Below are 26,220 nucleotides of genomic sequence, written 5' to 3'. Positions count from 1 at the left end.
TTGACTAGGTCCATGGGGACTCCAGAGATCCAGGTGATCGAGACGCACGAAGCGCTGCGCGAGCATCTCGGCCACCCGGCCGAGCGGACCAAGGGGAAGATCATCCCCTTCATCGACCCGCACGCGCGCACGCTCATCGAACACTCGCCGTTCTACCTGCTGGCGACGGCATCGTCCGAGGGGACCTGTGACGTCTCCCCGCGCGGCGACCCGGCCGGTTCCGTGAAGGTGCTCGACGACCGGACGCTCGTGCTGGCCGACCGGCCCGGCAACAAACTGCTCGACAGCCAGACCAACATCATCGAGAACCCGTACGCCGGACTGCTGTTCGTGGTGCCGGGGATGAACGAGACGCTGCGGATCAACGGCCGCGCGAAACTGGTCGCGGACGCGCCGTTCTTCGACGACCTCGTGGTCAAGGGCAAGCGGCCGAAGCTGGCGATCCTGGTCGAGGTCGAAGAGCTGTACGTGCACTGCGCCAAGGCGTTCCTGCGGTCTTCGCTGTGGAAACCGGAGACGTGGCCGGAGCGGTCCAGCCTGCCGACCGCCGGTCAGATCTTCCGCGACCAGATGAAGCTGGACGTGACGGCCGAGGAACTGGACGCGACGCTGACGCACGGGGCGCTCACGACGCAGTACTGAGCCCCCCGCGTGCAATGAAGGGGCCTTTCATCGCAAATTTTGCGATGAAAGGCCCCTTCATTGCACTGGGACGTGGGTCAGACGCGGACCAGCATCTTGCCGGTGTTCGCCCCGCCCAACAGGTCCAGGAAGGCCTGCGGCGCGTTGCGGATACCGTCCACAATGGTCTCGGAGTACTTGAGTTCGCCGGAGGCGACCAGCGGCGCGACCTCCTTGACGAACTGCGGCTGCAGCGCGTAGTGGTCACCGACCAGCATGCCGCGCATGGTGAACCGTTTCGCGATGATCTGCGAAAGGTTCCGCGGCGCCGCGGCGGGTTCGGTGTTGTTGTAGACCGAGATCATCCCGCAGATCGCCATCCGGCCGTGCAGGTTGATCGAGTCGATTGCCGCTTCGAGGTGGTCGCCACCGACATTGTCGAAGTACACGTCGATCCCCTCGGGCGCCGCCGCGCGCAGCTGCTCGATGACGGGGGCGTCCTTGTAGTTGAACGCCGCGTCGAAGCCCAGCTCGTCGGTCAGCCACTTGACCTTGTCGTCCGAGCCAGCGCTGCCGATGACCCGCTTCGCGCCCTTCAGCTTCGCCAGCTGGCCGACGACGGACCCGACAGCGCCCGCAGCGCCGGATACGAAGACGGTGTCGCCTTCCTTGAACTCCGCGACCTCCAGCAGCCCGGCGTACGCGGTGAGCCCGGTCATGCCGAGGACACCGAGGTACGCCGAGATCGGCGCGGCATCGGGGTCGACCTTCACCGCGTGCTTGGCGGCGACGACGGCGTGCGAACGCCAGCCGAGCCCGTGCAGCACGATGTCGCCCGGCTTGAAGTCGTCGACGGTCGACTCGACGACCTCACCGACGGCGCCACCCTCCATGACCTTGCCGACCTCGTACGGCGCGGCGTAGGACTTCGCGCTGCTCATCCGGCCACGCATGTACGGGTCCACGCTCAGCACCTGGTTGCGGACCAAGAGCTGCCCCTCGCCGGGGGTCGGGATCTCGACGTCCGCGATCTCGAAGTTCTCGAGCGTCGGGACACCGTGCGGACGGGAGGCGAGCCGGATCTCGGTTGCGTTCACGGGGGTGACTCCAAGTCTGTTGCGAAACACAAGCGGGGCGATCGCCCCGTATTCACTACCGGTACAACGAGCTAACCGGGGCGACCATTCCGATTGTGGCGAGCGCTACACGACCTCGGCGAGCTTGCCGAGAACTCCCTCGTAGATCCGCTTGAGCCCACCGGGCGCGAAGGTCCTCTCGAAGAAGCCGCCGATGCCGCCCGCACCGTCCCAAGTCGTCTCGATGTGGACGAGGCTGCCCTCTGGCACCTCGCGGACGGTCCAGGTGGTGACCATGCTGGAGTTCGCGTCGGTTTCCACGAGGGTGCCTTCGGACGGCTCGGTCACCGTCGCGGCGACGTCCCGTACGCGCTTCGAGGTCGCCTGCAGCTTCCAGCGCGCCTTCGTGCCCGCGCCGACGCCGCCTTCGATGACCTCGTAGTCGCGGTAGTGCTCCGTCAGCAGCTTCGGGCGGGTTTCGGCGTAGTCCGCGACGAGCGCCCTGACCTTGTCGACCGGCGCCTCGATGGTGCGCTCCGCGATGGCCGTGACCTTTCCCATCCCACTCCCTTTCACCCGTGTGCAAGACAGCGTCCACGATTCCACCGCTGAGTGCGACCGGAGCGGGCGCCCCCTGCCCCGGACGCCATGAAAGGTCCTTTCCTTGCGAAATTTCGCAAGGAAAGGACCTTTCATGGCGCGCGCGAGAGGACTAGATGAGGGACTTCTCCTTCAGCCAGTCCTTCGCGACGTCGCCCGGCTTCTCGCCGTCCGAGTCGACGCGCTTGTTCAGCTCACGCAGCTGCGCGGTGTCGAGGGCCTTGCTGACGGCGTTGACGGCGGCCGCGAAGTCGGCGCCGCGCTCGTCGAGCACCTTCTTGTTCACCGCCGGCACGACGTTCTCGGTCGGGACGATGGCGAGGTCGTCCTCCAGCGCCACGAACTGCGGGTCACCGACGAGCGGGCTCACCGAGTCGACCGGGATGACGGTGACCTTGCCGGATCGCAGCTGCTCGACGCGCGGGCCCGCTTCCTGCACGGTCTGGAACGTGGCCTTCAGCTTGTACACGTCCGTGAAGCCCTTGAAGCAGGGAAGCCGCTTCTCGCACTCCGGGCCGCCCGCGACGATGACGTTGTCGACCTTGGACAGATCGCTGATCTTCGCGAGCCCCTTCTCCTTGGCGAGATCGGCCTTCACGATGTAGGTGTTCTTGTCCTCCGCCGGCGAGTAGTCCAGCAGGCCGATCCCTTCGGGCTCGAACAGCTTCTTGAGCTGCTCGTGCTCGCCCGCCGCGTCCTTCGCGGCTTCCTTGCCGAAGCCGGTGGTGATGGCGGCTCCCTGGTACTCCGGGATGAACTGCAGTTCCCCGGACTTCAGCGCCGGGTAGATCAGCTCGCGCGAACCGAGGTTCAGCTTGCGGGTGATCGGATAGCCCTTGGCCTCCAGCGCGTTCGCATACAGCTCGGCGAGGATCAGGCTATCGGTGAAGTTGAAGGAGGCGACGACGATCGGTGCCCCGCCCTTGCTCTGCGCGGCCGGAGCCGCTGCGTCGTCGCCACCCCCGCAGGCGGTCATCCCGAGGACGGCGGCGGCGAGCACCGCGCCCACTCGAACATTCCGTGTCCAGCGCACGTGCACACTCCTATGACTCGATCAGAGGAATGGACAGTATCTCCGGGTACCGACAGAATCCACATTTTGAGAGTTCCGCCCTTTTCGCTCCCGACAGACGGAATCGAGCCCTCCGAACGGGGTAGGGTCGGCCGGTGCGAGCGTCCTCCGTGTTCCCCGTGCCTGCCCAAAGCGGGCGGCCGCTGTTCGAATGGCGCTGGGTGGACCGTCATTTCGACGAGATCCTCGATCGGCTCGGTGAGCACATCACGCTGACCGCGGCGGCGCTGGCCATCGGACTGGTGGTGTCGGTCGGTATCTCCGTGGTTTCGCTGCGTCGCCGATGGTTCTACGTCGTCGCGCTGAGCACGGCGGGTTCGCTGTACGTCATACCGAGTCTCGGCGCCTTCGCCGTACTGGTGCCGTTCACCGGCCTGACGTCCTTCACCACCGCGGTGATCCCCTTGGCGACCTACACGTTGCTGATCCTGATCCGCAACATCGTCACCGGCGTCGAACAGGTACCCAAGGAAGTCCGCGAAGCCGCGATAGGCATGGGTTTCACGCGCTCGCGCTTGCTGTGGCAGGTCGAACTCCCGCTCGCGCTGCCGGTGGTGATGGCGGGGCTGCGGGTAGCGGCGGTGACCACGATCGGGCTCGTGACGGTGACTTCCATGCTCGGCAAGGGCGGCTTGGGTTACTTCATCCGCAACGGAATCCAGACGGCCACCCCGAATCCGACGTCGATCATCGTCGGTGTCGGGCTTTCCGTGGTGCTCGCCGTCGTGGTGGATCTGCTGCTGTGGCTCGGCGGGCGCGCCCTCGCGCCGTGGTCGCGGAAGGCGGCGTCGCGATGAGCATCATCGACCAGACCATCGAGTGGTTCGGCGAACCGGGCCGCTGGAGCTGGACCGACCCGGCAGGCGTGCCGTACCGGACGGTCGAACATCTCCAGTTCTCCTTGCTGGCCTTGGTGATCTCGGCCGTGCTGACCATCCCGCCCGCGTTGTGGCTGGCGCACTACCGGCGCGCGCAGTTCCTCGCGACGAGCGCGGTGAACATCGGCCGCGCGATCCCCAGTTTCGGGCTGGTGATCCTGTTCTGGTTCCTGGCTTCCCGGCTCGAAGTCGACACGACGTTCTGGCCGCTGATGCTCGCGCTGGTGGCTTTGGCGCTGCCGCCGTTGTTCACGAACACGTACGCGGGCGTCATCCAGCTGGAGCAGGAAACCATCGACGCCGCACGCGGAACGGGTTACCGCGAGTGGCAGATCATGCTGCGCCTGGAGTTGCCGCTCGCGTCTCCGGTCATTCTCGCGGGTGCTCGCGTCGCGTTCCTGCAACTGGTCGCCACCGTCGCGATCGGCGCGATCGTCAACGACGGCGGCGGGCTCGGCCGGTACATTGTGGACGGTTTCGCGCTCGGGGATCCCGGCCACGGCGAGATCCTGGCAGGCGGGATCGCCGTCGTCGTACTGGCTTTGGTGTGCGAGGCCGCCTTCGCGCTCATCACTCGCTTGGTGACTCCGCGGGGACTGGCCGTCCGATCCCGCGCGGAAGTCCGCGGTTAGTGAGGGGTAAGTCAAACGTGTCGCGGCGTGGGGCCGGTGTCGCTCCTGTGTACGCGTTCTCTTGGTAGTGAAGGCCTCCTTGCCTACTCTGAGGGTAGTGAAGGAGGCTTTCGCTACCGTCGGACGAGCTCAGGTCAACGTCGTCAGGTCGTCGAAGTACGAGTCCCGCAGGACGGCGATCAACGCGGTCACCTCGGGCCCCAGCGACCGATCCACCACGACCGGCGGAACCAGCGACCCGAGCCACTCGTAAGCGGTCCGAAGTCCGGAAGCACCTTGTCCGGCTGCCAGGAATCGCGCCTGCGAACCCGTGATCAGCTCGCAGGCCGTGATGGCGAACATCCGCGCACACGCCTCCCGGAGCTGATTCCCGGCCGCCCAGGCGAACGCCTGCACGTCCTCCTGCCCGGCGGAAGTGTCGACGGAACCCACCGTCGCCGGGGTGGCCAGCCTTCGCAGCGCGTGCAGTTCCCCCACCGCGCGTTTGTGCAACGGCACCAGCCCCGCCTGCGGCCCCGGATCCACCGCCAGCTGCGCGGGCAACCCGCTGAACCGCTCGTCCAGCAACCGGTGCGTCCGCTGGACGCTCACCTCGCCGAGATGCACCAGCGCCGCCGTCACCGCGTCCATCCGCAGGCCGAGTTCGACGGCGTGAAAACCCGTCGTGGACACGAATTCGCCGTCGAGGAAGGCAGGCGAGTCGGTCGGCATCGAACGCCGCATGGCCTCGCGCAGCTCACCGTTGACCCGCGTCAGATGGGCGATCGCCCGCGGCGCGACGCGTACGGAGACCGGCGCCTGCACGACGCCTGAGCGCGTCTCGGCACTGTCGAGCAAGCCGGTGATCTCATACAGCACCGACTCCAGCACGCAGTCGTCTCCCGCGAGCGAAGGGCGATAAACCGCTTGCGGCGCACCGAGAACGTCGATCGCGATAGCGGCGGCCAGCGTCTGGAAATCCACCACCTGATGGACCTCGGGCAGCGCGAAAGCCGCGAGTGTCTCGGCCAGCGGCGAGCCCTGGATGAGCGTCGCCCCTTCTTTGAGGCCCAGCTCATACGGCTTCGCCAGCACCTCCGACGCGGGTGTCTCGACGCCGTCCACCAGCACGGTTCCGACGCCGAGAAACGTCTGGAAGGCATGCGCCAGCGGGATGATCTCGCCCGCGCTGCCCAGTCCCGTCTTCGGCACCGCGGGCGTGAACCCCTCGTTCAGCCGGTCGACGAGGAACGTCACCAGTTCCGGGCTCGCACCCGCCTCCGGCGCGAGCAGATCCCGCAGGCGCACCAGCAGTAGCCAGCGCACTTCTTCGGCCGAGAGCCACGGCGGTCCGCCGACGGCCCGGCCGATCAGCAGGTTCCGCTGGTGTCCGGCCGAGCCGTCCACGGAAATTCCGGCAAGCCGCCCCATGCCCGTGTTCACGCCGTAGACCGGACGGTCGGACAGCGCGGCGAGAACGCGTGCGCGGTTCTCACCGAGCCTGGTGAGCAACGCGGGATCGACCTCGAGGAACTCGGCTTCGAACGCCGAGCTCAGTGTGAAGTCCTTTGTGGACAGCCTCACTCGATGGGACGAGCGAGACCGTCGATCACTTCGGCGCCGGGCAGGGACGCGAGCGCCGCACCCGAGATCAGCAGCTTGCTGCCGCGGATACCGCTTCCGATGACCAGCTCGGGCTCGTCCGCGACACGCTGGTCGATCAGGATCGGCCAGCCCTCTGGCAGCCCGACCGGCGTGATGCCGCCGTACTCCATGCCGGTGATCGAGACGGCTTCGTCCATCGGGGCGAAGGACGCCTTGCGCACGTCGAGGCGGCGCTTGATCACGCCGTTCACGTCGGCGCGGGTGGTGGCGAGGATCATCGCGGCGGCGAACCGGACTTCACCGGCGCGTTTGCCGGCGATGACGACACAGTTCGCGGACGCGGAAAGCGGTGAGCCGTAGGCCTCGCAGAAGGCGGCGGTGTCGGCCAGTTCGGCATCGATCTCGGTGACGCCGACGGCGTCCGGATCGGCAAGGGCGGCGAGCGCCTTGGCGACGGGCTCGGCCAGCAGGTCCGGGCGCGAAGGGGCGGGGACGACGGTGAGGCTTCCGGCGATGGTCCAGTCAGTCACACCGCCACGATAGTCACCAGTTGCGGCCGCCGCGCTGGACCTCGATGAGCTTGGGCCGGACGTCCACGAGGTAGACCAGGACCGCGACGAGTGCGGGCAGCCACAGGATCATGCCGCCGCCGTAGAACTCGAAGATGGTCAGCACCGCGGTCGCCCCGCCGGTGATGAGCATCCAGATGGGTTTGGTCTTGCGGTCGGCGGCCGAATACGCGTCCGCGCGCTGCAGCAGCGCATGCACGAAAGCGAACAGCCCCGTCAGTGCGCCGCCCCAGTGAATGGCGATGAGGATCCAGGTGGCAACGAACACGAAGTCAGCTTACGTCAAACCGGGCGAATGGCCCGGGCCCCTGGTACCGAAGCCGGTACCAGGGGCCCTGGGATTCACGCGGACCTTACTTCTCGGTCGTCTTCGGCGCGGTGGCCGGCTTCTTGGCGGCCGGGCTGGTGGTGCTGGTGGTGGTGCGGCGCGCCGGGGTGGTGGTCTTCGGCGCGGTCTTGTTGGCGACCTTGCGCGAAGCCGAGCGGGTCTCGTGCGCGAGGTCGTCGCCGATCTCCTCGACCTCGTCGGCGATCTCGCCGGCGACCTCGGTCACCTTGCGGGCGGTCTTCTCACCGACCGAGCGGGTGCCCTTGGTGACCTTGCCGAGCACGGTGTCGATGCGCTCACGGGCGTCGGTGGTGGCTTCCTCGACGCGGTCCTGCGCGGTGCTCAGCGCGTCCTCGAGCTGCTCGATGGCCTTCTTGACCTGCGGCTGCGTGGCGATCTTGTCCCACGCCTGCTCACCGGACTCGGCCAGCTTGTTGTACAGCTTCAGCGCGGCCTCGGTGTACTCGTCGATGACCTTGCGCAGCTCGGCCGGGTCCAGCTTCTCGCGGAGACCCTCGACGTCGTGCGGGAGCTCTTCGATGTTCTTGCGGGCGGTCTCGCTGCCCTCGACGACGCGCTCCTTGGCCTTCGACACGGCGTCGACGACGGCCTGGCCCGCCAGGTTCCCGGCGCCGAGGGCGGCGAGCAGCGGGGTGCGGACCTGGTCGAGGGCGCTGTGCTTGCGCTCGGTCTTGTTCTTCGTGGCCGTGGTCATGCTGACTCCTTGGATTCGACGGCTTCGTTTTCGATCTTGACTGTGGCTGTGCTTTTCGCCTGCGCCGCCTGTTCTGGCTTCGCGACGGCGTTCTCGCGGCGGAACGATTCGTAGACGTCGAGCAGGACCTGCTTCTGCCGTTCGGTCAGCTCGGTGTCGGCGCGGATCGCGTCGCCGACCGGGCCGCCCATCGGCAGATCGAGGATTCCCGCTTGCACGTAGAGCGCCTCGGCCGAGATACGCAGGCCTTTGGCGATCTGCTGCAGGATCTCCGCGCTGGGTTTGCGGACCCCGCGCTCGATCTGACTCAGGTACGGATTGGACACGCCGGCGAGTTTCGACAGCTGCCGCAAGGAGATCTTCGCGTTGCTGCGCTGCTGGCGGATGTACTCGCCGATGTCGGAAGCGATGTCCGCGACCTTCTCCATCGGTCCACCCGATGCGGGCTGGTCCCGGTTGGTGTCTGACATCGGTCACCTCCTCGCGACGTCTTCAACGCTACGCCCGAGTGCTAGCTATTGCAAGCACTCTGCTTGCAACCATCGGGTGTGTTGGCGCTCACCCCGCTACGGTGGAGGGATGTCGAGTGCGACGCGGCTACGGCGGCGCCTCGTCGAGCATCTGCTCGCCGAAGGCGTACTGCACGACGCGCACTGGATGACCGCTTTCCGCACCGTGCCCCGGCACGTCTTCCTGCCGCGCTTCTTCGTCCCGGTGGCGGACGGCTGGGCCGCGATGCAGAGCGGCGACGACGGCTGGCTGGCCAGGGCCTACTCGCCCGACGTGCTCGTCATCCAGCTCGATGACGATTCCGGCCTCTGGGAACGGGCGCGCTACCTCGGCGCGCAGCCGGGCACGCCGACGAGTTCGTCGAGCATGCCGTCGATCATGGCGATCATGCTCGAGGAGCTCCGGGTCGCCGACGGGCATCGAGTGCTGGAAATCGGCACAGGCACCGGCTACAACGCCGCCCTGCTGTGCCAGCGCCTGGGCTCCGGACTCGTGTACACAGTGGACATCGACCCGGAGCTGGTGGCCACCGCGCGCAAACGGCTCGCGGAGGCCGGGTACGCGCCTTCGTGCGCCGCGGCCGACGGCGCCGAGGGATACCCGGCCGGCGTGCTCTACGACCGGATCCTGTGCACCTGCTCGGTGTCGTCGATTCCGCCTGCCTGGCTGGAACAGACGGTGCCGGGCGGGCTGATCGTCACCACGCTGAACCGGCCCATCGGCGGCGGGCTCGTCCGGATCGTCGCGGGCGAAGGCGCGACAGGACACGGACGCGTGCTCGCCCGCGACGGCCGCTTCATGCCGCTGCGCGCGCATCGGTTCAAACCGTCGAAGGTGCCCGACGGCGAAGCGGCCTGGCGGCCGACCCGGTTGCCGATGAGGGCCATCACCGAAGTCCGCAGCCGCTTCGAGTTCTTCGCCGGGCTCCAGCTTCCCGGCGTGACGGCCTTGCGGGACGGCCGGAACACCGCGCTGGTCCACCCGGACGGCTCATGGGTGCGGCATCGGCAACGGGGCGACGGGTTCGAGGTGGCCGAAGGCGGTCCTCGACGGCTCTGGGAACTGGTCGAAAGCGCGCAGGAGGAATGGTTCGAACTCGGTGAGCCGTGGCGGGACCGGTTCGGGCTCAGCCTCGACGGCGAAGACCAGGTGATCTGGCTGGATTCACCCGACGGCCGCACCTGGCCGTTGTCACCCTGAGCCGTCAACGTCACTCCAGATCCTGCGGCAAAAGGAGTCAAATTCCGCGAAACAAACGCCGAGCGCCGTCGATCTGGGGGAAACTGCCCTCGCAAGATCAACTGGAGGGAAAAGCATGGGTTTGCGAAAGATGGCCATCACCGGGCTGATAGCGGCCGGCGCCGCGGTCGGCCTCATCGGCTCCGGCGTTCCGGCCGCGGCTTCGGAGTCCCCGATCACCGTCCAGGCGTCCTGGCGAATCGTCAAGATTTTCCCGTACACCGATCAGGGGCACAACGACTGCCTCTATCTGGCGGGGACGTACATCAATCCTCCCGGGCGGTGCCTCGAGGGCGATGACGGCGCCGGTCCCTTCTGGGCGACCTGGATCTACCGATAGGTCTCAGCGGCCATGAAAGGCAGGTGCCGGCCGGATTCCGGACCCGCACCTGCCTGGCGGCCGAGTTCACACAGGCAGTGCGCCACTCACGTCAGGTGGTCCCGCACCCACGTTTCGACCCGGTCCACCGTCTGCTCCACCGGGATGTGGGTGGTGTCGAACAACTCGACCGGCGGCTCCAGCGACGGCGCTTCCCGCTGCAGCCACTCGTTGAACTCCAGCATCTCCTCGACCCGTTCCTCGTCCCACTCGCGCCAGGCGGGCCGCGCCAGCAAGCGCTTGCGCAAGGCTTCGGGCTCGCTGACGAGCGCCAAGTAGTGGATGTCGGAGAAGAAGACACGTTCGGGCAAGCGCTCGAACTCGGGCGGCGCGACGGTGCCGCAGAGCACGACCGGCCGCCCGTTCTGGTGCAGCATCGCCGCCATCCGCAGCCAGGTCGACCGGAACGCGGGGTGGCCGGGGACGTCGTCGCGCAGCGCCCCCGTCCACAGCACGTCCTGTTCGACCACGAGGGCCAGCTCGCCGAGCCGGTCCGCCAGCCGGGGCCCGACCGTCGATTTCCCCGCCCCGCTCGGGCCGGTCAGCGCGAACAGCGGGAGCCGCCGGAACGGCCACCGATGCGCGCATTTCGCGCACACCAGCAGCCCGCTCTCGACTCGTGGCCGTTCGGCGCGATCACCGCAGGCCGGGCAGATCTTGAGATCGAGGACCACGGTCAGTCGAAGAGACCCTCGAGGAAACCGCCCTTACGACGCTTGTGGCCGTACCCGTGCGGAGAGTCCGCGTAGCCGCCGCGGTAACCCTTCGGCGAATCCGCGTAACCGCCCCGGTAGCCCTTCGGCGAGTCGGCGTAACCGCCGCGGTGGGGACGCGGGGAGTCGGGCCGTCCGTAGTGCGGAGCCGGCGCGTGCCCACCTCCCTGGTACGGCGGAGGCGGCGCGTGCCCACCCGCGTAGTACGAGTTCTCGGCGCCGGCGATGGCTTCCAGCTCACCCCTGTCCAGGAAGATGCCGCGACATCCCTGGCACTGGTCGATGTGGATACCGTTCTTGTCGACGGTCTTCATGACGTTCTGACACTTCGGACAAATCACGTATCAGAGATTACGCATTTTTCGCGGCCCTGGTCAGCAGGCACACAAACAAAACGGGTGCCCGGCCGGATCCGCGTACACGCGGAAGTCCTCCGGGGAGTCGTCGAGCAGCTTCGCGCCGATGGCCAGCGCGCGCTCGTGCCCCGCTTCGAGGTCCGTGACGTCGAGGTCGACGTGCGCCTGCTGCGGGTTCTCGGCGGACGGCCACGCGGGCGGGCGGTAGTCCAGGACGCGCTGGAACGAGAACCGCGCGCCGCCTTCCGGGTTCCGCAGCGTCACCCAATGGCCGTCTTCGGCGACTTCCGCGGCCTTCCAGTCGAGCAGCTCGCGGTAGAACTCCGCCAGCGCGACCGGGTCCGGGCAGTCGAGGGCCACCGCGCCGAAGGTCGGTACCGCACCCATGCTTCAGCCTCCAGAATGATCGAGTAACCAGTGAATCGAGTATGAGGGTTATCGCTGCCGATGACAACCGGTCCCGGCCGTACACTGGGCGAGGTGAACACCGACGCGTCCCTGGTGGTCGAGTTTTTGAACACGGTGAACGTCGAACGCGGCACCGACCTCTTGGACGATCTGGAGACCTGGCAACGCTGGGCCCACGATCACCGGCTGCGCCCGGATACCCCCGCGGCCGCCCGCGAAACCCGGAACGCGCTGCGGGCGGCGATCGGCGATCCGCGGCTGCCCCGGCTCGGCCTGCGCGCTCCGGCGGAGGTCGTCCTCGGCCCGGAAGGCCCGCTCCTGGTCGCGGAATCGGTCAGCGAGGCGGTGATGGCGGCGTCGATCCGGCTGACCGTGCTCGGGGAGTGGATCCGGCTCAAGATCTGCCCGGCGGACGACTGCCTGTGGGCGTTCTACGACGAGTCACGCAACCGGTCACGGACGTGGTGCTCGATGCGGTCGTGCGGGAACCGGGAGAAGGCGCGGGCGTGGCGGGCGCGGACGGCGGACATCTCGACCTGACCGGCACGCGTCCTCACCACAACTTCTGGTGTCATCCACCCCCGAGTTACCCCCAGGGGTTGTGCACAGCGTTAGGCCAAAAACGTGAAAAGCTGTGGATAACCCTGGGGATGACTCCACTTCCTGTGGACAACTCGCGGTGAGGCCTCCGGAGTGTGGTATAGGCGCCGCCGCTCAAAAGAGCAGCTGCGCGACCGCGTAGATGACCAGCCCGGCGAGCGCGCCGACCACCGTGCCGTTGATCCGGATGAACTGCAGATCCCGGCCGACCTGGAGTTCGATCTTGCGCGAGGTCTCCTCGGCGTCCCAGCGTTCCACGGTGTCGGTGATGATCGTGGTGATCTCCTTGGAGTAGTGCGTGACCAGATAGGCCGCCGCCCCCTCCACCCAGTTGTCCACCTTGGACCGGATGTGGTCGTCGGAGACCAGCCGCCCGCCCAGCGCCTCGAGTCCGGTGCGCACCCGGCGGCGCAGCTCGCTCGACGGGTCCTCGGCGGCGTTGAGCAGCATCTCCTTGGCCGTCGCCCACGCCGAGCCGATCAGCTTCTGCACCTCGTCGTGCCCCAGCATCTGGGACTTGACCTGCTCGGCGCGCGCCATCACCTCGGGGTTGGTCTGCAGGTCGAGGGCGAACTCGCCGAGGAACTTGTCCAGCGCCAGCCGCATGGGGTGGTTGACGTCGGTCTTCACCGCCCAGACGAACGACAGCACCTCGCCGTAGACCTTGTCCGCGAGCATCTCGTCGACGAATTTCGGCGACCAGCTCGGCGCCCGGTCCGAGACCACGCGCAGCATCGTCGTGTGGTTGTCCCGCACCCATTCGTAGGCGCGGTCGCACATCAGGTCCACGAGTTTGTGGTGCGCCCCGTCGGCGAACACGCCCGCGAGGATCTTGCCGAGCGGCGGACCCCACGGCTTGTCCACGATCCGCTTGACCACGGCCTGTTCCATGATCGCCTGGACGTCTTCGTCGCGGAGCACCTTGACCGCGGCCCGGACGACGGTGGCCAGCTCGGATGTCACGCGTTCGGCGTTCTGCGGCTGCGAGAGCCAGCCGCCGAGGCGCTTCGAGACCTCGACGCGGCTCAGCTTCTCGCGGATCACGGACTCCGACAGGAAGTTCGAGCCGACGAAGTCACCGAGGCTGCTGCCCAGCGCGTCCTTCTTGTTCGGGATGATCGCGGTGTGCGGGATCTTGATCCGCAGCGGATGCCGGAACAGCGCGGTCACCGCGAACCAGTCGGCGAGCGCGCCGACCATCCCGGCTTCGGCGGCGGCGCGGACGTAGCCGACCCAGCCCGGCCAGCCCGCGGCTTCGGCCCAGCTGGTCAGCAGGAAGATCACCGTGGCGCCGAGCAGGAACGACAGCGCGACCATCTTCATCTTGCGCAGGCCGCGCCGCTTCTCCTCCTCGGCGGCGGTACCACCGGGCGGATCGGCTGGGGTCACCTTGGCGGGCGTCAGTTGCTCCACACCGCCATTGTCCGTGAGGATGGCTGATCGTGCGCGAACCTCTCCTCGTCTCCCGCCTCCAGCCCTTCACCTCGACCATCTTCGCCGAGATGACGGCGCTGGCCGTCCGCCACGACGCCGTCAACCTCGGCCAGGGTTTTCCCGACACCGACGGGCCCGCCGGGATGCTCGACGCCGCCAAGAACGCCCTGTTCGGCGGCGCGAACCAGTACCCGCCGGGTCCGGGGCGGCCGGAGCTGCGCGCGGCGATCGCGGGGCACCGCCTGCGGTACGGCGTCGAGTACGACCCGGACACCGAGATCCTCGTCACCGCGGGCGCGACCGAGGCCATCGCGGCGTCGCTGATCGCGCTGACGCAGGCAGGCGACGAGGTCATCGTCATCGAGCCGTACTACGACTCGTACGCGGCCGCGGTCGCCATGGCCGGCGCGGAGCGGCGCGTGGTCGGCCTGGTGGAACGTGACGGCCGGTTCGCGCTGGACGTCGAGGGCCTCCGCGCCGCGGTGACCGACCGGACCAGGGCGATCCTGATCAATTCGCCGCACAACCCGACCGGCACGGTGTTCACCCGCGCCGAGCTGGAGGCGGTCGCCGCGCTCTGCGTGACGCACGACCTGATCGCGATCACCGACGAGGTCTACGAGCACCTGGTCTTCGACGACGCCGAGCACTTCCCGCTCGCCACCTTGCCCGGTATGCGCGAGCGGACGGTGTCGATCTCCAGCGCCGGCAAGACGTTCAACTGCACCGGCTGGAAGATCGGCTGGGTCTGCGCGACTCCCGAACTGGTCGCGGCGGTGAAGGCGGCGAAGCAGTTCATCACCTTCGTCTCGGGCGGCCCGTTGCAACCGGCCGTCGCCCACGCGCTGGACCACGAACTGCCGTGGGTCGAAGACCTGCGTAAGAGCTTGCAGAGCAAACGGGACCGGCTCGCGGCAGGCCTCGCGGAAGCCGGGTTCGCCGTCCGGCCGACCGCCGGGACGTACTTCATCTGCGTCGACGTCCGGCCGCTCGGTTTCGAAGACGCCGCGGAACTGGCCTGGGAGCTCCCCGAACGGGTGGGCGTGGCCGCCGTCCCCGTAAAGGTGTTCACCGATCACCCGGAAGAGTGGAAACACCTGCTGCGTTTCGCGTTCTGCAAACGTAACGAGGTCATCGATGAAGCCGTCACCCGATTGCGCAAACTGGCGTGACTGGTCTGATGTCCGTCAGGCCCAGCCGCCCTTTTCGAGAGCACGCCGGAGCCTGTCGAGACACCGTCTTCGGAGCCTTCCGACACTGGCCGGGCTGATCCCCAGCTCCCCGGCGAGCTGGGCATAGGACAGCTCCGGCCGGTGCGCGAGCAACCACATCAGGCGGCGGTGCACGTCCGGGAGCCGATCGACCGCCGCCCAGAGCGCGCGGTCGCGTTCGGCGCGGACGACCTCGGCCTCCGGGGTCGGCTCCGGACCCGGCGGCGGAGGCGGCGTTTCGCGTCTGTTCCTGGTGATCATCCGCAGCGCGCGGCGTCGCGCGGTGGTCGTCAACCAAGCACGGAGCTTCGCTTCGTCGCGCAGTGAGCCCGGCGCGCGAAACAGTTCCAGCCACGCTTCCTGACAGACGTCCCTGGCGTCGGCTTCGCTCAGCCGGTAGGCCTTCAGCGCGCCGAGCACCGCCGCCGTCACCGCGTTCACGTCCCACATCGCGGACTCTCCCCTCCCGGCGGCGCACGTCCGCCCGCTCGATCACCGAACGCGACTTCGACGGCACGCACCGCAGCAGGGATCCGGCTCAAGGCTTGAAAACATCAGGTCACCGAGCATTTGAGTAGTTCCACCTGTGCCCGGATGGCCGCCGGACACACACCGAGAGTGATCAACTTCGGTACTCCAGGTACCGGAGCCGGTTGCGTCGTTCCGCCTAACGGGCTGGATCAACGGCGGCTGAGGTGAAACACTCCCCTCCGGTGCTAAAACTGGTGCAGCCCCGGGGGAACTGCGACCTGACCGGAAGAGACCCCAAGAAAGATCGAACTCACGCGGAAAACGTGGGTTTCAGGCGCGGACGGCGGTGATTGCCATGAGCGGTACGGCAGTCGTGCACCGTCGCGGCCGCATCCCGTCGAAAACGCTGTCGAACGCCGGAGCGCGAATCCTTTTCGCGAGCGGAATCGCGCTCACGGGCTGGGTCCTCGGCGCCGTCCTGAGCACCCCGGCTTCGGCCGAAGAACCGGCAGCCACGACGCCCGAGAGCTCCGTGGTCCAGCCGTCGAACGAAACCGACGCCGGGAAAACGACTACTCCGAATGAGTCCACTTCGGACTCCGGCTCGGCCGGGGCCACGAAACCCGCCGAGACCACGGAATCCACGAAGTCCGCGTCCCCCGAGGAAGAGCCCGCGACGGCAGAGCCCGCTCCCGCTTCGAGCGAGGAGCCTGAGGCCACCGTCGAGGAGCAGGCCGTATCGAACGCGAGTCCCGTCGAGAAGACCGCTTCCCCGGAACCCGTCGAGACGACCACGCAGACCACCAAGACCCAGTCCGGCAACGGTCTGCTGGGCGGCCTCCTCGGCGGAGTGCTCGACGTCGTCACGAACACGGTCGGCGGCGTCGTCGAAACCGTCGGCGGGGTCGTCGGCGGCATCGGCGAGCACGTCATCGTGCCGATCATCACGCCGAGTCCGTGCTGCGGATCGGACAACCCCGAGATCCTGCCGGGCGTCGGCGACGCGCTCGACCCGGTCTTCGGCGGCGGCTCCGGCGATTCGGCCAGTGGCTCGGTCACCATCGCCGTCCCGGCCAAGACCGCCACGCCGCTCGCACCGACAGCGCCGATCGCCCCGGCCCCGCGTCCGGCCGTCCCGGCCGAGACACCCGCTCCGGCGGCGGCGAGCCAGAACCACCGCGTCGTCCTGCCCACCCGGGTCAAGTCCGACGTCCAGCCCGCTTCCCCGGCCGCTCCCGCCGAGTCCGGCACGCACGCGTCCCCGCACGGCGGCGGCTCGGGCGGCGGCGGTGGCCTGCCGAACACCCCGGTGGCCCCGCTGGCGCCCACCTCGAGCGCTCAGCCAGGGCATGACAACTCCGCCGGCGGCCGCGGGCCGCTCGCGGTGCTCGACGCCGGAATCCCCGCCACGCAGCTGAAGCTCCTTGGCACCGGCTGCGATCACGAAGGCGAGCGCACCGGCAGGGAAGCCGCGCTTCCCGCCACCTCCCCCGACTGACCTGACCGGGTCGCCGGGGAGAACCACGTCCAAACCAAGATCAACTTCGGTTTTCGACGTCTTCTGACAATCCTCGGCCCAGTCGCGTTTCAGCCTGCCCTCGTTCAGGTTTTCCCGTCTTCCCGAACGGCCGACCGCGCCCGGCCGGTTCGGATTCCGGCCCCGGCGCCGCGCTGCCCCTGCGGCGCCGGGACCAGCACCGGGTGGACTTCGGGGGCTTCTGCTCACCGCGCCGAGCAGGAGCCGGCCAAGCTCGAAGACCACCTGATCCGCGGGCGGTTCCCGGCACGTCGAGGGGCGGTGCCGGGTAACCGCCGCGGTGCCCGTCCCCAGGTTTCGGCCTGGGGGCGGGCCGGATAGCCGGTGCGCTGGTCGTGCGGCGCCGATGCCCTCCCTGGAGCATCGGCCGCCCCACCGGCGCACCGGCTATTTCCGTTTTCCCGCCCCGTACCCCTCGCGTTTCGTCCTCTGAATGCGGTAGTTGGCAGTACGAACTACCGCGTTTAGAGGACGAAACGCGGGCGGTCAGGGGGCGCGTCAGGTGATCTGGACGGCTACGGGGGCGGCCGTGGCGGGGGTCGCGCTCACCGAAGCGGCGGCCGCGCCAAGCCGGCGCACGGCCTCGAAAAGCCGGTCGGCCGGCAACGCGTACGGCAGCCGCAGCCAGCGCTCCAACCCACCGTGGACGCCGAATCGCGAGCCCGGCGCCACCTGCACCCCGTGCCCCGCCGCCGCGACGGCCAAGCGCGTGCTCATCGGCTCCGGCAAACGACACCACAGCGAAAGCCCGCCCGGCGGCACGGTGAACGTCCAGTCCGGGCAGTACCAGTTCAGTGCTCCGGTCAGCGCGTCACGCAGGGCCAGCGTCTCCTCGCGGCGGTGCGCGAGCGCGGCCCCGCCGTCGTCGAGCAGTTCGGCGAGGACGAGTTGCTCGAAGACCGGAGACCCCAGGTCGACGGCGAAACGGGCCGCGATCAGCCTGCCGATGACGTCCTCCGAAGCGCGGATCCAGCCCAGCCGGAGCCCGGCCCAATGCGATTTCGACGCCGAGCCGATCGTGATGCCCAGATCGCCCGCGAACGCGCCGAGCGGCGGCGGCCCGTCCACCGGATCGCCTTCGAGGTCCAGCTCGACCAGTGTCTCGTCGATGATCGCCGGTGTCCGTGCGCGGTTCAGCGCGGCGGCGAGCCGCTCCCGGCCGTCGACGTCCAGCCGCAGCCCGGTCGGGTTCTGGAAGTCCGCGACGAAGTACGCGAGCCTCGGCGCTGACTGCCGCAGCGCGGCCTCGATCCCGACGATGTCCCAGCCGCCCGCCGGATCCAGCGGCACCGGCACCGGGATGGCGTGCGCGGCGCCGATGGCTTCGAGGGCGTTCGGATACGTCGGCTGCTCGACCAGCACCCGGTCACCTGGACCGGCCAGCATCCGCAGGACCTGCACGAACGCGTGATGCGCGCCGTTGGTGACCATCACCTGATCGGCGTTGGTCGGCAGCCCGCGTTCGGTGTAGCGGCGGGCGATCCGTTCACGCAGGACCGGCAGACCGCGCACGTGATAGCCGTTCTCGCCGAGATGCTCCACCAAGGACTTCCGGGCCGCGTCCACCGCGGGGACGAGGCCCGCGATGGCGGGCGGGCAGGCCTGGGCGAGGTCGATGAGGTCTTCGCCGGACGGCAGGAGCGTCTCCCGGCCACGGCCGCCGGGAGACGCGATCCAGGAGCCCGCCCCACGGCGGCTGGCGACCAGCCCGTCGGCCCGCAGTTTGTCCAGCGCGGCGCCGATCAGCGTGCGGCTGACCTCCAGCGCGTCGGCGAGTTCTCGTTCGGCCGGGAGTTTCGTGCCGAGCGGCAGCCTGCCATCGAGGATCAGCAGTTCGACCGCCGCGGCGAGGTCCGCGGCGCCGTGACGAGAACCACTCTGCCGCCAACTTCCCAGCAAGGTGGCCAATTTCTGGCCCGAAACACGTCCAGTCAGCGGAATCAGCGGTTCCATAAGGCCAATTATTGCGGATTGGTCATGGTCAAGGTAGCCACTTACCCCCGATGGTGCAGTCGTGGCACTTACACTCGACCTCAGACCCGTCGGCATCTCCCACGACACCGCCCGCCGCTCGATCCAGCTCGTCGGCGGGCTCGCCCTCTACGGCGGCAGCATGGCCATGCTGACCAGGTCCGGCCTCGGCCTCGACCCGTGGGACGTGCTCCACGAAGGCCTGATGAAGCTCACCGGCCTCACGTTCGGCACGGTCACCGCGCTCGCCTCGGTCGCGGTGCTGCTGTTGTGGATCCCCCTGCGGCAGCGACCCGGCATCGGCACGGTCGCCAACATCGTGGTCATCTCGCTCACCGTCGACTTCGTGCGGCTCTTCCTGCCCGACCAGCACGTGCTCGGCTGGCAGATCACCAACCTGGTCGCCGGCGTGGTGCTCAACGGCCTCGCCGCCGCGATCTACGTCGGCGCGCGGCTCGGCCCGGGACCCCGCGACGGGCTGATGACGGGCTTCGCGGCGCGGACGGGCAAGTCGATCCGCTTCGTCCGGACCCTCATCGAGCTCACCGTCCTGGCCGCCGGCTGGCTGCTCGGTGGCACCGTCGGCATCGGCACGATCCTCTACGCACTCGCCATCGGACCGCTCACGCAGGCTTTCCTGCCACTGGTCGCCTGGCGTGGACGGGCCGAGAGCTGAAGAGGTCTTACACGTGACTAGACGGCGATCACGCGTGACTGAGCGGCGATCTCCCGTGATTGGACGGAGATCACGTGAGATCTCCGTCTGATCAGTGAGCGCTAGCTGGCCTCCCGCCGCTCCAGCAGGCGGCGGACGGCGAGATAGTCGATGCCGCGCTGGGCGAGGACGTCGGCGGCCACGCCGGGAAGTGACGTCAGCGCGAGCAAGAGGTGCTCGCCCTCGATGCGCTTGCTGCCGACATCGATGGCTTCGCGCAGGGTCTGCGCCAGCACCTTCTTCGCCTCGGGGGTGAAGGGCCGGTGGCCGCGTTTGCTCCGTTGTCCGCCGGTCAGCGCGCCGGGACCGTGGGTCTGCTCGACCCGCTCGACGATGTGCTCGACGTCGATGCCGAACCCGCTCAGTGCTTCGACATCGGCGTCGCTCATCCCGCCACGGCGGCGGACGCGCCGGAGGTCGTCGGCCAGTTCGTCGCCCGGGCAGCCCAGCGCGGTCAGCACCTTCGTGTTCCGGGCGAGTGAGGTCAGCAGGTGCAGCGGGTCGACGTTGGCGGACGCCTCGTCCGACGCGACGCGCTGAGCCTCGACGACGACTTCGCGGGCTTCGGGGGTAAAGCGTTCGAACATCAGTGCCTCCCGTACTTCTTGTGCACCGCTTGCCTGCTGACCCCGAGCTCGGCCGCGATCTCCTGCCAGGACCACCCGTGGACCCGCGCGCTGCGGACCTGCACGGCTTCGAGTTGTTCCAACAGCCGGCGCAAGGCGGCGACGGCGCGCAATCCCACCCGGGGATCGCGGTCGCCGGCTCGCGCGGCCAGGTCTGTCGCTTCGGTCATGACGTCAACCTACGTTGACATCCCGGCTGTGTCAACGCTGGTTGACAGTTAGGGTCGGGGCATGGCCGAAATCGCAGTGGCGGAAAGGGACGGAGTAGGTGCGGACGGCTCGCCGCGCCCGACCGAGGACCACGTCGCCGTGCTCGGGAACGCCGTGGTGGTGCTCGACGGCGCGACCTCGCCGCATCCGGATCTCCCGCCCGGCGGCTGGTACGCGAGCCTGCTCGTGCACAGCCTGTCGCAGGCGCTGAGCGCGGAACCCCAGGCGGATCTCGCGGTGCTGCTGGCCGAGTCGATCGCCGACGTCGCCCGGCGCGAAGGCCTCGAACCGGGCCGCTCGCCGTCGAGCACGGTCGCGATCGCCCGCTGGACGGACGACACCGTCGACGGACTCGTACTCGCCGACAGCCCGATCGTCGCCTTCGGGCCCTCCGGCGCCGACCCGCTCACCGACGACAGGCTGGTCGAGCTGCGCGGCGGTGGTCAGCTCCGCACCGGTTCCGACGTCCGAGCCAAACGCAACGCGCCGGACGGCTTCTGGGTCGCCGAGGCGGAACCCAAGGCGGCCGCCGAGGCCGTCCGCCGAAGCTGGCCGCGTTCGGAGGTCGAAGCCCTGCTGCTGGCGACGGACGGCGTCGCGGTCGGTGTCGACGAGTACGAACTCTTCGACTGGCCGGAAGTGCTCGACATCAGCCGGAAGCGTGGTCCGGACGCCGTCCTCGACGCGGTGCGCACGGCGGAGAAACAGGACCCCGACGGCGAACGCTGGCCCCGCGCGAAAAGGCACGATGACCAGCTGTTGGTAGTAGTCGACTTCGGGGTAGCCCCAGGGTAAAACCGGGGGCTTCCCGGATCGGAAATCCGCGGCCGCGCGAGCACGCTGGACGCATGACGTTCCCTGGGGAGAGATCGCGGACGAAGCCCTGGCTGATCGCGTCGGGGGCGGCCATCGGCTGGGCACTGTTCACCATGGTCGTGCTGCACCTGATCAGCTCACGCGATCCGGTGTTCGACACGCTGTCCAGCTACGCCTACGTCGACCGCGGCACGGGCATGCTCGGGGCCAGCGTGCTTTCGCTGTCCATCGGCTCGCTCACCGCGCTGGGCGCGCTGGCCGCGGCCGGGATCCCGCTGAGCCGCACCACGAAACTGCTCTTCGTGCTGTGGTCGCTGGGATTGGCGGCGGCCGCGGTCTTCCCGGCGAGCTACCCCGAATTCCCGGACCCGGTCAGCGGCGAGATCCACCTCTACGCCTGCCTTGTGGCGTTCCTCAGCCTGCCCGCCGCCGGGTTCAGCCTGCGCGACAATCTGCGCGGCACCCCCGCGGCCAGGCAGATCGGCCGCCTGGCCTGGGGCAGCGCGACCGGCCTGGTCGTCTTCGGGCTCAGCTTCATTTTCGTGCGCCTGTCCGACATCCCGTTCTTCATGACCCTCACCGACATCGTCCCGGTCGGTGTCGCGCAGCGGCTTTCGCTGGTGGTGCACGTGGTCCTGATCGCCGGGATGCTGAAGGTCGCGTCAGCGGCTCACCGCGTCGGCGAATTCCGAGGCGTACCCGTAGAGGCCGGGCAGCCCGCCCGTGTGCAGGAAAACAACGTGCTCGTCGGCCGCGAAATGGCCTTCAGCGGCCCAGTCGATCAGCGCGGCGCCCACTTTGCCGGTGTACACGGGATCGAGCGCGATCCCTTCCGTACGGCCGAAAAGCCGCACCGCGTCCCAGGTCTCGGCGGTCGGGATGCCATAGCCGGGGCCGATCGTGCGGTCGTCGATATGAAGACCTTCGAGTGATGGCGGCGTCTTGCCCAGCAGAGCGGACGCCGCGGTGGTGAGATCGGCGAGGTTGTCCAGGGCCTCGTCCACCGGATGGCTGACGCAGGCGATGTCGAGGGTCAGCCAGTCGAGGTCCGCCGTCCCCACGACGAGCCCGGCCGACGTCCCGCCGCTGGCATGCGGGGCGACCAGCCGCGCCTTGGTGATGCCGCGCTCGGCGAGTTGCCCGGCGATCTCCCCCGCGGCGGCGACGTACCCGAGCGCCCCGACGGCGTCGGAACCGCCGACCGGGAAGGTGGCCACCTCGCGGCCCTCGGCGGCGGCTTCGGTGATCAGCCGGTCGTAGGTCTTGCCGGTCTCCTCGCCGTCCCGGCAGATGTGCACGTTCGCGCCGAAGAGGTGGTCGAGGGAGACGTTGCCGGACCGTTCGTACGCGTCACCGTCACGAGGGACCTTGGCGGTGAGCACGAGCTCGCACCGCAAACCGAGCTTCGCGCAGGCGGCGGCGGTCTGACGGCCGTGATTGGTCTGCAGCGCGCCGAAGGTGATCACCGTGTCGACGCCTGTCTCGATCGCCGCGCCGAGCAGGAACTCGAGTTTGCGCAGTTTGTTGCCGCCGACGCCGAGCGGATGCACGTCGTCCCGTTTGAGCAGCAGGTTCTCCAGGCCGAGTGCCTCGGCCAGCCGAGGTGCCGGATGCAGCGGCGTCGGGTAACCACCGAGGTCGACGCGGGGAAAGCGATCGAGGTTCATGAAACTCACGTAACCACACCGATGCTACCCGGTGGTATCGTTCGTTTGAACGAACGAGACGTCCAGGGGGAGCCATGACCACCTCGAAATCGAGCCTCGCGTTCACCGGCCTCGCCGAACAGGCCGCCCTGCTCGCCAGCGGGGCGACGTCGTCCGTCGAGCTGACCCGTCTCGCGCTCGAACGGGCCGAAGCGAGTCAACCGACCCTCAACGCCTTCAAGTGCCTTCGCCATGAGGAAGCCCTTCGCGAGGCCGAGGACGCCGACCGGCGGCTGGCCGAGGGCGAAACCGCTCCCCTGCTCGGCGTCCCCACCGCGATCAAGGACGACCTCGACGTCACCGGACTGCCGACGGCGTTCGGCTGCGAAGGCGACTTCTCACCCGCGACGACCGACTCCCCGCCCGTGGCCGCGCTGCGCGAGGCGGGCGCGGTGCTCATCGGCAAGACCAACACCCCGGAACTCGGCCAATGGCCCTTCACCGAAGGCCCGGCGTTCGGTGCGACCCGCAATCCGTGGGATCCCGAGCGCACCCCGGGCGGTTCCTCCGGCGGCGCGGCGGCGGCCATCGCGTCGGGGGTGATCGCCGCCGCGCTGGGTTCCGACGGGGCCGGGTCGATCCGGATCCCCGCCGCGTGGACCGATCTGGTCGGGATCAAACCGCAACGCGGCCGCGTCCCGACCGAACGGGAACTGTTCCACGGCCTGACCGTGGTCGGCCCGCTCGCGCGTACCGTCGCCGACGCGGCCCTGCTGCTCGACGTCGCGGCGGGCACCGGCACCGCGTTCCAGGCGGCCGCCCGGCGCGAACCCGGCCGGATGCGCATCGGGCTGTCCACCAGGATCCCTTTCACCGCGACGAAAACCCGGCTTGACCCGGACGCGCACGCGGCCGTCATCCGGCTCGCGGAACGATTCGCCGAACTCGGCCACGAGATCGTCGAGGTCGAACCGGACTACCGGCTGATCGGTCTCACCTTCCTGCCGCGCTCGCTCGTCGGCGTCCGTGACTGGTCCCGTCGCGTCCCGGATCAGGCGCGGCTCGATCCGCGCACCCGGGCCAACGCACGGCAGGGTTCGGTGCTCGCCGGTCCGGCACTGCGGCTTTCCAGGGCCGCGGAACCGTTGCTGCAGCGGCAAATCGGCTCGGTGTTCGGCCGGGTGGACGTGCTGCTCACGCCGACGACCGCGACCCCGCCACCGCGGATCGGCAGCTTCGACGAGCTCAGCGGCTGGCAGACCGACCAGGCCATGATCGCGGCGTGCCCCTACGCTTGGCCGTGGAACGTGCTGGGCTGGCCGGGGGTCAACGTGCCCGCCGGCCTGAGCCCGGACGGGCTGCCGCTCGGCGGGCAGTTGCTCGGCCCGTCGCACGCCGAAGAACGGCTGATCTCGCTGGCCGCGCAACTGGAAGAGGTCGAACGGTGGCAGGACCGCAAACCCGAGACCGGTTGGTGAACACCCGCGAGACCATCCTCCACGCCACACTCAAGGTGGTCGGGGAACAGGGGGTCGGCGGGCTGACCAACCGCCGCATCGCGACTGCTGCCGGCGTCTCGCTCGGCACGCTGACCTACCACTTCCCCAGCCAGACGGCGTTGCTGCGCGAAGCGATGCTGCTGTTCGTCGAAGAAGAGACCGCGAAGCTGACCGGTTTCGTCGACGCCTACCGCGAACAGGGGTTGAGCGTCGAGGAGGCCGCGTCGGTGGTCGAGCAGGTCATCGCCAAGCTGCCGTTCGGCACCGACGAACTCGGCGCGCACGAGCTGTATCTGCAGGCGGCGCGCGACCCCGGCCTGCGGGACGCGGCAGCACGCTGTTTCGCCGCCTACGACGAACTCGCGCTGGTGATCCTGCGGACGCTCGGTGTCGCGTCGCCGGAACGGCTGACCGGACCGGTCGTGGCGCTGATCGCCGGGCTGCAGCTGCGCAGGCTCGCCACCGGCGACGACGGCGTGGCGGTGGCGCTGCCGTTGATGATGCTCATCCGCGGCGCGTCATGAGCGGGCCGCCGATCGTCAAGGGGACGGCGGCGTGGCGGTACTTCGGGGACTTCCGGGCCGGCCTGCTGGCCGGTCAGGTGCTGGTGCTGCAGGTCGCCCATCCGGTGGTGGCGGCCGGGGTGCGGGATCATTCCGACTACATCGAGGATCCGTGGACCCGGCTGATGCGCACGGCCGCGTCGCTGTCCATCTACATCTACGGCGGTCCGGACGGCGCCCGGTACGAGGCGGACCGGTTGCGCGCGGTGCACCGGTCGTTCACCGGGATCGACGCCGACGGGCACCGGTACAGCGCGTTGAATCCGCACGCCTACGCCTGGGTGCACGCCACGCTCGTGATGGTTCCCGTTGACACACAACGGTTTTACGGCACTCCGATGACCCGGCCCGAAGTGGACGAATACTACGCGCAGATGTGCGACGTCGGACGGCTCCTCGGCCTGCGCGAGCAGGACATGCCACCGACGTGGCCGGAATTCGAGCGGTACTACGCGGAGATGATCGACGGTTTCGGCCCGAACGAGACGATCTCGACGTTGTTCGAGACGATCCGGACGGTGAAGAAGCCGTGGCAACGGCTGCCCGAGAAGCACTGGGTTCGCCTACGTCGATGGCAGTACCTTGCGCAGATGTTCGTCATCCGGGGCACCCTGCCGCCCGTCCTGCGCACCCGGCTCGGTCTACAGTGGACTGATCGCGACCAACGTCGCTTCGATCGTTTCCGTTTGGTGGTGCGGGTTTTCGGCAACTTGGTGCCGACGACGTTGCGCTCCTCGCTCGTGCGCCGGATCGGCAGGCTCAACGTCTGGTTCCGGGCCCATCCCCGCGCGTACCGTTTCCTGGGCGGCACCACCGGCCCCGGAAGTGCCCGCGTCTAGTCGAGTGGCGTGATCGGCCCACTGCCGCGAAGACCCCCTTACCTACCCTGAAGGTAGCGAAGGAGGCCTTCACGGACTGACCGAATGTCCACTTGATGCCTATATGCCCAGTTGTGGGCGGGGTCATGATTGCAAAGTAGGGGTTATTGAGGCGTGAGGCAAACGTGGCGTGCCCCGGCGCAGGTCCGGGCCGACCGACGGAAGCGGGGACGGAGGCTGATCTGTCCACAAAGGACCCTATTTAGGAGATAAGTGTCCGACTTGGGTGGTGTGCGTGGTTTCGCGCGTGGGTCCTGAGTGCGAAGGAGGGTTCTATTGAGGGGTAAGTCAAACGTGTCGTGGCGTGCGGCCGGTCGTGAAGTACATGAAGGTCCCCTTCCTTGCGCTAGGCGTCAGGGTCCC

Annotated in this window: 30 protein-coding genes and 1 pseudogene; 14 read left to right on the top strand and 17 right to left on the bottom strand. The window is 68.7% G+C overall.

Annotated features, from left to right (window positions below):
• Positions 1-12 precede the first annotated feature (12 nt).
• Complete coding sequence (locus ACZ7KI_RS02425) at positions 13-642, top strand: pyridoxamine 5'-phosphate oxidase family protein (protein ID WP_470271472.1); 630 nt, start codon at positions 13-15, stop codon at positions 640-642.
• Positions 643-719: 77 nt separating this feature from the next.
• Here the strand turns inward: ACZ7KI_RS02425 and ACZ7KI_RS02420 are convergent, their stop codons facing one another.
• From ACZ7KI_RS02420 to ACZ7KI_RS02410, 3 genes are all read right to left on the bottom strand, one after another.
• Entirely contained in the window at positions 720-1,718 is a 999-nt protein-coding gene (locus tag ACZ7KI_RS02420; protein ID WP_470271471.1) for an NADP-dependent oxidoreductase, read from the bottom strand.
• 105 nt (positions 1,719-1,823) lie between these two features.
• On the bottom strand, positions 1,824-2,258 hold the full coding sequence (locus ACZ7KI_RS02415) for an SRPBCC family protein (protein WP_470271470.1): 435 nt from the start codon (positions 2,256-2,258) through the stop codon (positions 1,824-1,826).
• Between the two features lie 151 nt (positions 2,259-2,409).
• Positions 2,410-3,330, bottom strand: coding sequence for an ABC transporter substrate-binding protein (locus ACZ7KI_RS02410; protein WP_470271469.1), 921 nt, complete (start codon positions 3,328-3,330; stop codon positions 2,410-2,412).
• Between the two features lie 149 nt (positions 3,331-3,479).
• Between ACZ7KI_RS02410 and ACZ7KI_RS02405 the strand changes: the two genes are divergently transcribed.
• Both ACZ7KI_RS02405 and ACZ7KI_RS02400 read left to right on the top strand, forming a co-directional pair.
• The gene (locus ACZ7KI_RS02405; protein ID WP_465501043.1) at positions 3,480-4,166 is read left to right on the top strand and encodes an ABC transporter permease; all 687 of its coding nucleotides are present in this window, start codon (positions 3,480-3,482) and stop codon (positions 4,164-4,166) included.
• Positions 4,163-4,879, top strand: coding sequence for an ABC transporter permease (locus tag ACZ7KI_RS02400; protein WP_470271468.1), 717 nt, complete (start codon positions 4,163-4,165; stop codon positions 4,877-4,879). The genes ACZ7KI_RS02405 and ACZ7KI_RS02400 overlap by 4 nt, the downstream gene beginning before the upstream one ends.
• Positions 4,880-5,008: 129 nt before the next feature.
• Here the strand turns inward: ACZ7KI_RS02400 and ACZ7KI_RS02395 are convergent, their stop codons facing one another.
• From ACZ7KI_RS02395 to ACZ7KI_RS02375, 5 genes are all read right to left on the bottom strand, one after another.
• Positions 5,009-6,442: an aromatic amino acid lyase gene (locus ACZ7KI_RS02395; protein WP_470271467.1), complete on the bottom strand. Its 1,434-nt coding sequence runs from the start codon at positions 6,440-6,442 to the stop codon at positions 5,009-5,011.
• A complete protein-coding gene (locus ACZ7KI_RS02390; protein ID WP_470271466.1) occupies positions 6,439-6,993 on the bottom strand; it encodes a YbaK/EbsC family protein in 555 nt (184 codons plus the stop codon). The genes ACZ7KI_RS02395 and ACZ7KI_RS02390 overlap by 4 nt, the downstream gene beginning before the upstream one ends.
• 13 nt (positions 6,994-7,006) lie before the next feature.
• Complete coding sequence (locus ACZ7KI_RS02385; RefSeq protein WP_470271465.1) at positions 7,007-7,300, bottom strand: DUF2516 family protein; 294 nt, start codon at positions 7,298-7,300, stop codon at positions 7,007-7,009.
• An 85-nt stretch (positions 7,301-7,385) separates the two neighbouring features.
• Positions 7,386-8,075, bottom strand: a complete 690-nt coding sequence (locus ACZ7KI_RS02380) for a hypothetical protein (protein ID WP_470271464.1) — start codon at positions 8,073-8,075, stop codon at positions 7,386-7,388.
• A complete protein-coding gene (locus ACZ7KI_RS02375) occupies positions 8,072-8,503 on the bottom strand; it encodes a helix-turn-helix domain-containing protein (RefSeq protein ID WP_470271837.1) in 432 nt (143 codons plus the stop codon). Before ACZ7KI_RS02375 ends, ACZ7KI_RS02380 begins: the two co-directional genes overlap by 4 nt.
• Before the next feature lie 151 nt (positions 8,504-8,654).
• On the opposite strand from ACZ7KI_RS02375, the gene ACZ7KI_RS02370 reads away from it, so the two are divergent.
• Together ACZ7KI_RS02370 and ACZ7KI_RS02365 are read left to right on the top strand one after the other, a co-directional pair.
• Positions 8,655-9,785 (top strand): methyltransferase domain-containing protein, encoded by a 1,131-nt coding sequence (locus ACZ7KI_RS02370; RefSeq protein WP_470271463.1) that lies wholly within the window; start codon positions 8,655-8,657, stop codon positions 9,783-9,785.
• A 115-nt stretch (positions 9,786-9,900) separates the two neighbouring features.
• Positions 9,901-10,164, top strand: a complete 264-nt coding sequence (locus tag ACZ7KI_RS02365; RefSeq protein WP_470271462.1) for a hypothetical protein — start codon at positions 9,901-9,903, stop codon at positions 10,162-10,164.
• 86 nt (positions 10,165-10,250) lie between these two features.
• On the opposite strand, the gene ACZ7KI_RS02360 is transcribed toward ACZ7KI_RS02365, so the two are convergent.
• Genes ACZ7KI_RS02360 through ACZ7KI_RS02350 form a run of 3 tightly spaced genes read right to left on the bottom strand, consistent with a single transcriptional unit; the run spans position 10,251 to position 11,659 of the window.
• Positions 10,251-10,877: a P-loop nucleotide/nucleoside kinase family protein gene (locus ACZ7KI_RS02360; protein WP_470271461.1), complete on the bottom strand. Its 627-nt coding sequence runs from the start codon at positions 10,875-10,877 to the stop codon at positions 10,251-10,253.
• 2 nt (positions 10,878-10,879) lie between these two features.
• Entirely contained in the window at positions 10,880-11,257 is a 378-nt protein-coding gene (locus ACZ7KI_RS02355) for a TFIIB-type zinc ribbon-containing protein (protein ID WP_074038212.1), read from the bottom strand.
• A gap of 33 nt (positions 11,258-11,290) precedes the next feature.
• Positions 11,291-11,659 (bottom strand): VOC family protein, encoded by a 369-nt coding sequence (locus ACZ7KI_RS02350; RefSeq protein WP_470271460.1) that lies wholly within the window; start codon positions 11,657-11,659, stop codon positions 11,291-11,293.
• 60 nt (positions 11,660-11,719) lie between these two features.
• On the opposite strand from ACZ7KI_RS02350, the gene ACZ7KI_RS02345 reads away from it, so the two are divergent.
• Positions 11,720-12,220, top strand: coding sequence for a CGNR zinc finger domain-containing protein (locus ACZ7KI_RS02345; RefSeq protein ID WP_470271459.1), 501 nt, complete (start codon positions 11,720-11,722; stop codon positions 12,218-12,220).
• Positions 12,221-12,394: 174 nt separating this feature from the next.
• Here the strand turns inward: ACZ7KI_RS02345 and ACZ7KI_RS02340 are convergent, their stop codons facing one another.
• The gene (locus ACZ7KI_RS02340; RefSeq protein WP_465500625.1) at positions 12,395-13,693 is read right to left on the bottom strand and encodes a DUF445 domain-containing protein; all 1,299 of its coding nucleotides are present in this window, start codon (positions 13,691-13,693) and stop codon (positions 12,395-12,397) included.
• A 29-nt stretch (positions 13,694-13,722) separates the two neighbouring features.
• Here ACZ7KI_RS02340 and ACZ7KI_RS02335 point away from each other — a divergent pair, with 29 nt between their 5' ends.
• A complete protein-coding gene (locus tag ACZ7KI_RS02335; RefSeq protein ID WP_470271458.1) occupies positions 13,723-14,886 on the top strand; it encodes a pyridoxal phosphate-dependent aminotransferase in 1,164 nt (387 codons plus the stop codon).
• Positions 14,887-14,901: 15 nt separating this feature from the next.
• Here the strand turns inward: ACZ7KI_RS02335 and ACZ7KI_RS02330 are convergent, their stop codons facing one another.
• Positions 14,902-15,375: a sigma-70 family RNA polymerase sigma factor gene (locus ACZ7KI_RS02330; RefSeq protein WP_470271457.1), complete on the bottom strand. Its 474-nt coding sequence runs from the start codon at positions 15,373-15,375 to the stop codon at positions 14,902-14,904.
• Positions 15,376-15,751: 376 nt separating this feature from the next.
• On the opposite strand from ACZ7KI_RS02330, the gene ACZ7KI_RS02325 reads away from it, so the two are divergent.
• A complete protein-coding gene (locus ACZ7KI_RS02325; RefSeq protein WP_470271456.1) occupies positions 15,752-16,894 on the top strand; it encodes a hypothetical protein in 1,143 nt (380 codons plus the stop codon).
• A 537-nt stretch (positions 16,895-17,431) separates the two neighbouring features.
• Here the strand turns inward: ACZ7KI_RS02325 and yczR are convergent.
• Positions 17,432-18,886: a MocR-like transcription factor YczR gene (gene yczR, locus ACZ7KI_RS02320; protein WP_470271455.1), complete on the bottom strand. Its 1,455-nt coding sequence runs from the start codon at positions 18,884-18,886 to the stop codon at positions 17,432-17,434.
• Between the two features lie 61 nt (positions 18,887-18,947).
• Between yczR and yczE the strand changes: the two genes are divergently transcribed.
• Complete coding sequence (gene yczE / locus ACZ7KI_RS02315; protein WP_470271454.1) at positions 18,948-19,580, top strand: membrane protein YczE; 633 nt, start codon at positions 18,948-18,950, stop codon at positions 19,578-19,580.
• Positions 19,581-19,681: 101 nt separating this feature from the next.
• On the opposite strand, the gene ACZ7KI_RS02310 is transcribed toward yczE, so the two are convergent.
• Both ACZ7KI_RS02310 and ACZ7KI_RS02305 read right to left on the bottom strand, forming a co-directional pair.
• On the bottom strand, positions 19,682-20,206 hold the full coding sequence (locus tag ACZ7KI_RS02310; RefSeq protein WP_470271453.1) for a Clp protease N-terminal domain-containing protein: 525 nt from the start codon (positions 20,204-20,206) through the stop codon (positions 19,682-19,684).
• Positions 20,206-20,415, bottom strand: a complete 210-nt coding sequence (locus tag ACZ7KI_RS02305; protein ID WP_004559389.1) for a sigma factor-like helix-turn-helix DNA-binding protein — start codon at positions 20,413-20,415, stop codon at positions 20,206-20,208. Before ACZ7KI_RS02305 ends, ACZ7KI_RS02310 begins: the two co-directional genes overlap by 1 nt.
• 61 nt (positions 20,416-20,476) lie before the next feature.
• On the opposite strand from ACZ7KI_RS02305, the gene ACZ7KI_RS02300 reads away from it, so the two are divergent.
• A complete protein-coding gene (locus ACZ7KI_RS02300; RefSeq protein WP_470271452.1) occupies positions 20,477-21,250 on the top strand; it encodes a protein phosphatase 2C domain-containing protein in 774 nt (257 codons plus the stop codon).
• A gap of 53 nt (positions 21,251-21,303) precedes the next feature.
• Positions 21,304-21,855: pseudogene (locus ACZ7KI_RS02295) on the top strand (DUF998 domain-containing protein); the annotation flags it as partial.
• A gap of 78 nt (positions 21,856-21,933) precedes the next feature.
• Here ACZ7KI_RS02295 and ACZ7KI_RS02290 read toward each other — a convergent pair.
• Positions 21,934-22,938 carry a D-cysteine desulfhydrase family protein gene (locus tag ACZ7KI_RS02290; protein ID WP_470271451.1) on the bottom strand — a complete coding sequence of 335 codons (1,005 nt, stop codon included), beginning with the start codon at positions 22,936-22,938 and terminating at the stop codon, positions 21,934-21,936.
• 74 nt (positions 22,939-23,012) lie between these two features.
• Between ACZ7KI_RS02290 and ACZ7KI_RS02285 the strand changes: the two genes are divergently transcribed.
• Genes ACZ7KI_RS02285 through ACZ7KI_RS02275 form a run of 3 tightly spaced genes read left to right on the top strand, consistent with a single transcriptional unit; the run spans position 23,013 to position 25,818 of the window.
• Positions 23,013-24,395 carry an amidase gene (locus ACZ7KI_RS02285; protein ID WP_470271450.1) on the top strand — a complete coding sequence of 461 codons (1,383 nt, stop codon included), beginning with the start codon at positions 23,013-23,015 and terminating at the stop codon, positions 24,393-24,395.
• Positions 24,392-24,940, top strand: coding sequence for a TetR/AcrR family transcriptional regulator (locus ACZ7KI_RS02280; protein WP_470271836.1), 549 nt, complete (start codon positions 24,392-24,394; stop codon positions 24,938-24,940). The genes ACZ7KI_RS02285 and ACZ7KI_RS02280 overlap by 4 nt, the downstream gene beginning before the upstream one ends.
• Positions 24,937-25,818: an oxygenase MpaB family protein gene (locus tag ACZ7KI_RS02275; RefSeq protein WP_470271449.1), complete on the top strand. Its 882-nt coding sequence runs from the start codon at positions 24,937-24,939 to the stop codon at positions 25,816-25,818. Before ACZ7KI_RS02280 ends, ACZ7KI_RS02275 begins: the two co-directional genes overlap by 4 nt.
• Positions 25,819-26,220 lie beyond the last annotated feature (402 nt).

It is taken from the genome of Amycolatopsis sp. NPDC039088 (genome assembly GCF_055598845.1).
The sequence above is the reverse complement of the archived record's forward strand: the minus strand, read 5'-3'. Positions and strand labels throughout refer to the sequence as shown.

What these genes read in the sequence shown, in the direction of transcription:
- ACZ7KI_RS02345 (WP_470271459.1), top strand. Translation starts at nt 11,720, where the DNA reads ATGACAACCGGTCCCGGCCGTACACTGGGCGAGGTGAACACCGACGCG.
- ACZ7KI_RS02375 (WP_470271837.1), bottom strand. Translation starts at nt 8,503, where the DNA reads ATGGAGAAGGTCGCGGACATCGCTTCCGACATCGGCGAGTACATCCGC.
- yczR (WP_470271455.1), bottom strand. Translation starts at nt 18,886, where the DNA reads ATGGAACCGCTGATTCCGCTGACTGGACGTGTTTCGGGCCAGAAATTG.
- ACZ7KI_RS02425 (WP_470271472.1), top strand. Translation starts at nt 13, where the DNA reads ATGGGGACTCCAGAGATCCAGGTGATCGAGACGCACGAAGCGCTGCGC.
- ACZ7KI_RS02350 (WP_470271460.1), bottom strand. Translation starts at nt 11,659, where the DNA reads ATGGGTGCGGTACCGACCTTCGGCGCGGTGGCCCTCGACTGCCCGGAC.
- ACZ7KI_RS02305 (WP_004559389.1), bottom strand. Translation starts at nt 20,415, where the DNA reads ATGACCGAAGCGACAGACCTGGCCGCGCGAGCCGGCGACCGCGATCCC.
- ACZ7KI_RS02300 (WP_470271452.1), top strand. Translation starts at nt 20,477, where the DNA reads ATGGCCGAAATCGCAGTGGCGGAAAGGGACGGAGTAGGTGCGGACGGC.
- ACZ7KI_RS02275 (WP_470271449.1), top strand. Translation starts at nt 24,937, where the DNA reads ATGAGCGGGCCGCCGATCGTCAAGGGGACGGCGGCGTGGCGGTACTTC.
- ACZ7KI_RS02370 (WP_470271463.1), top strand. Translation starts at nt 8,655, where the DNA reads ATGTCGAGTGCGACGCGGCTACGGCGGCGCCTCGTCGAGCATCTGCTC.
- ACZ7KI_RS02310 (WP_470271453.1), bottom strand. Translation starts at nt 20,206, where the DNA reads ATGTTCGAACGCTTTACCCCCGAAGCCCGCGAAGTCGTCGTCGAGGCT.
- ACZ7KI_RS02285 (WP_470271450.1), top strand. Translation starts at nt 23,013, where the DNA reads ATGACCACCTCGAAATCGAGCCTCGCGTTCACCGGCCTCGCCGAACAG.
- ACZ7KI_RS02415 (WP_470271470.1), bottom strand. Translation starts at nt 2,258, where the DNA reads ATGGGAAAGGTCACGGCCATCGCGGAGCGCACCATCGAGGCGCCGGTC.
- ACZ7KI_RS02325 (WP_470271456.1), top strand. Translation starts at nt 15,752, where the DNA reads ATGAGCGGTACGGCAGTCGTGCACCGTCGCGGCCGCATCCCGTCGAAA.
- ACZ7KI_RS02290 (WP_470271451.1), bottom strand. Translation starts at nt 22,938, where the DNA reads ATGAACCTCGATCGCTTTCCCCGCGTCGACCTCGGTGGTTACCCGACG.
- ACZ7KI_RS02330 (WP_470271457.1), bottom strand. Translation starts at nt 15,375, where the DNA reads ATGTGGGACGTGAACGCGGTGACGGCGGCGGTGCTCGGCGCGCTGAAG.
- ACZ7KI_RS02365 (WP_470271462.1), top strand. Translation starts at nt 9,901, where the DNA reads ATGGGTTTGCGAAAGATGGCCATCACCGGGCTGATAGCGGCCGGCGCC.
- ACZ7KI_RS02400 (WP_470271468.1), top strand. Translation starts at nt 4,163, where the DNA reads ATGAGCATCATCGACCAGACCATCGAGTGGTTCGGCGAACCGGGCCGC.
- ACZ7KI_RS02380 (WP_470271464.1), bottom strand. Translation starts at nt 8,075, where the DNA reads ATGACCACGGCCACGAAGAACAAGACCGAGCGCAAGCACAGCGCCCTC.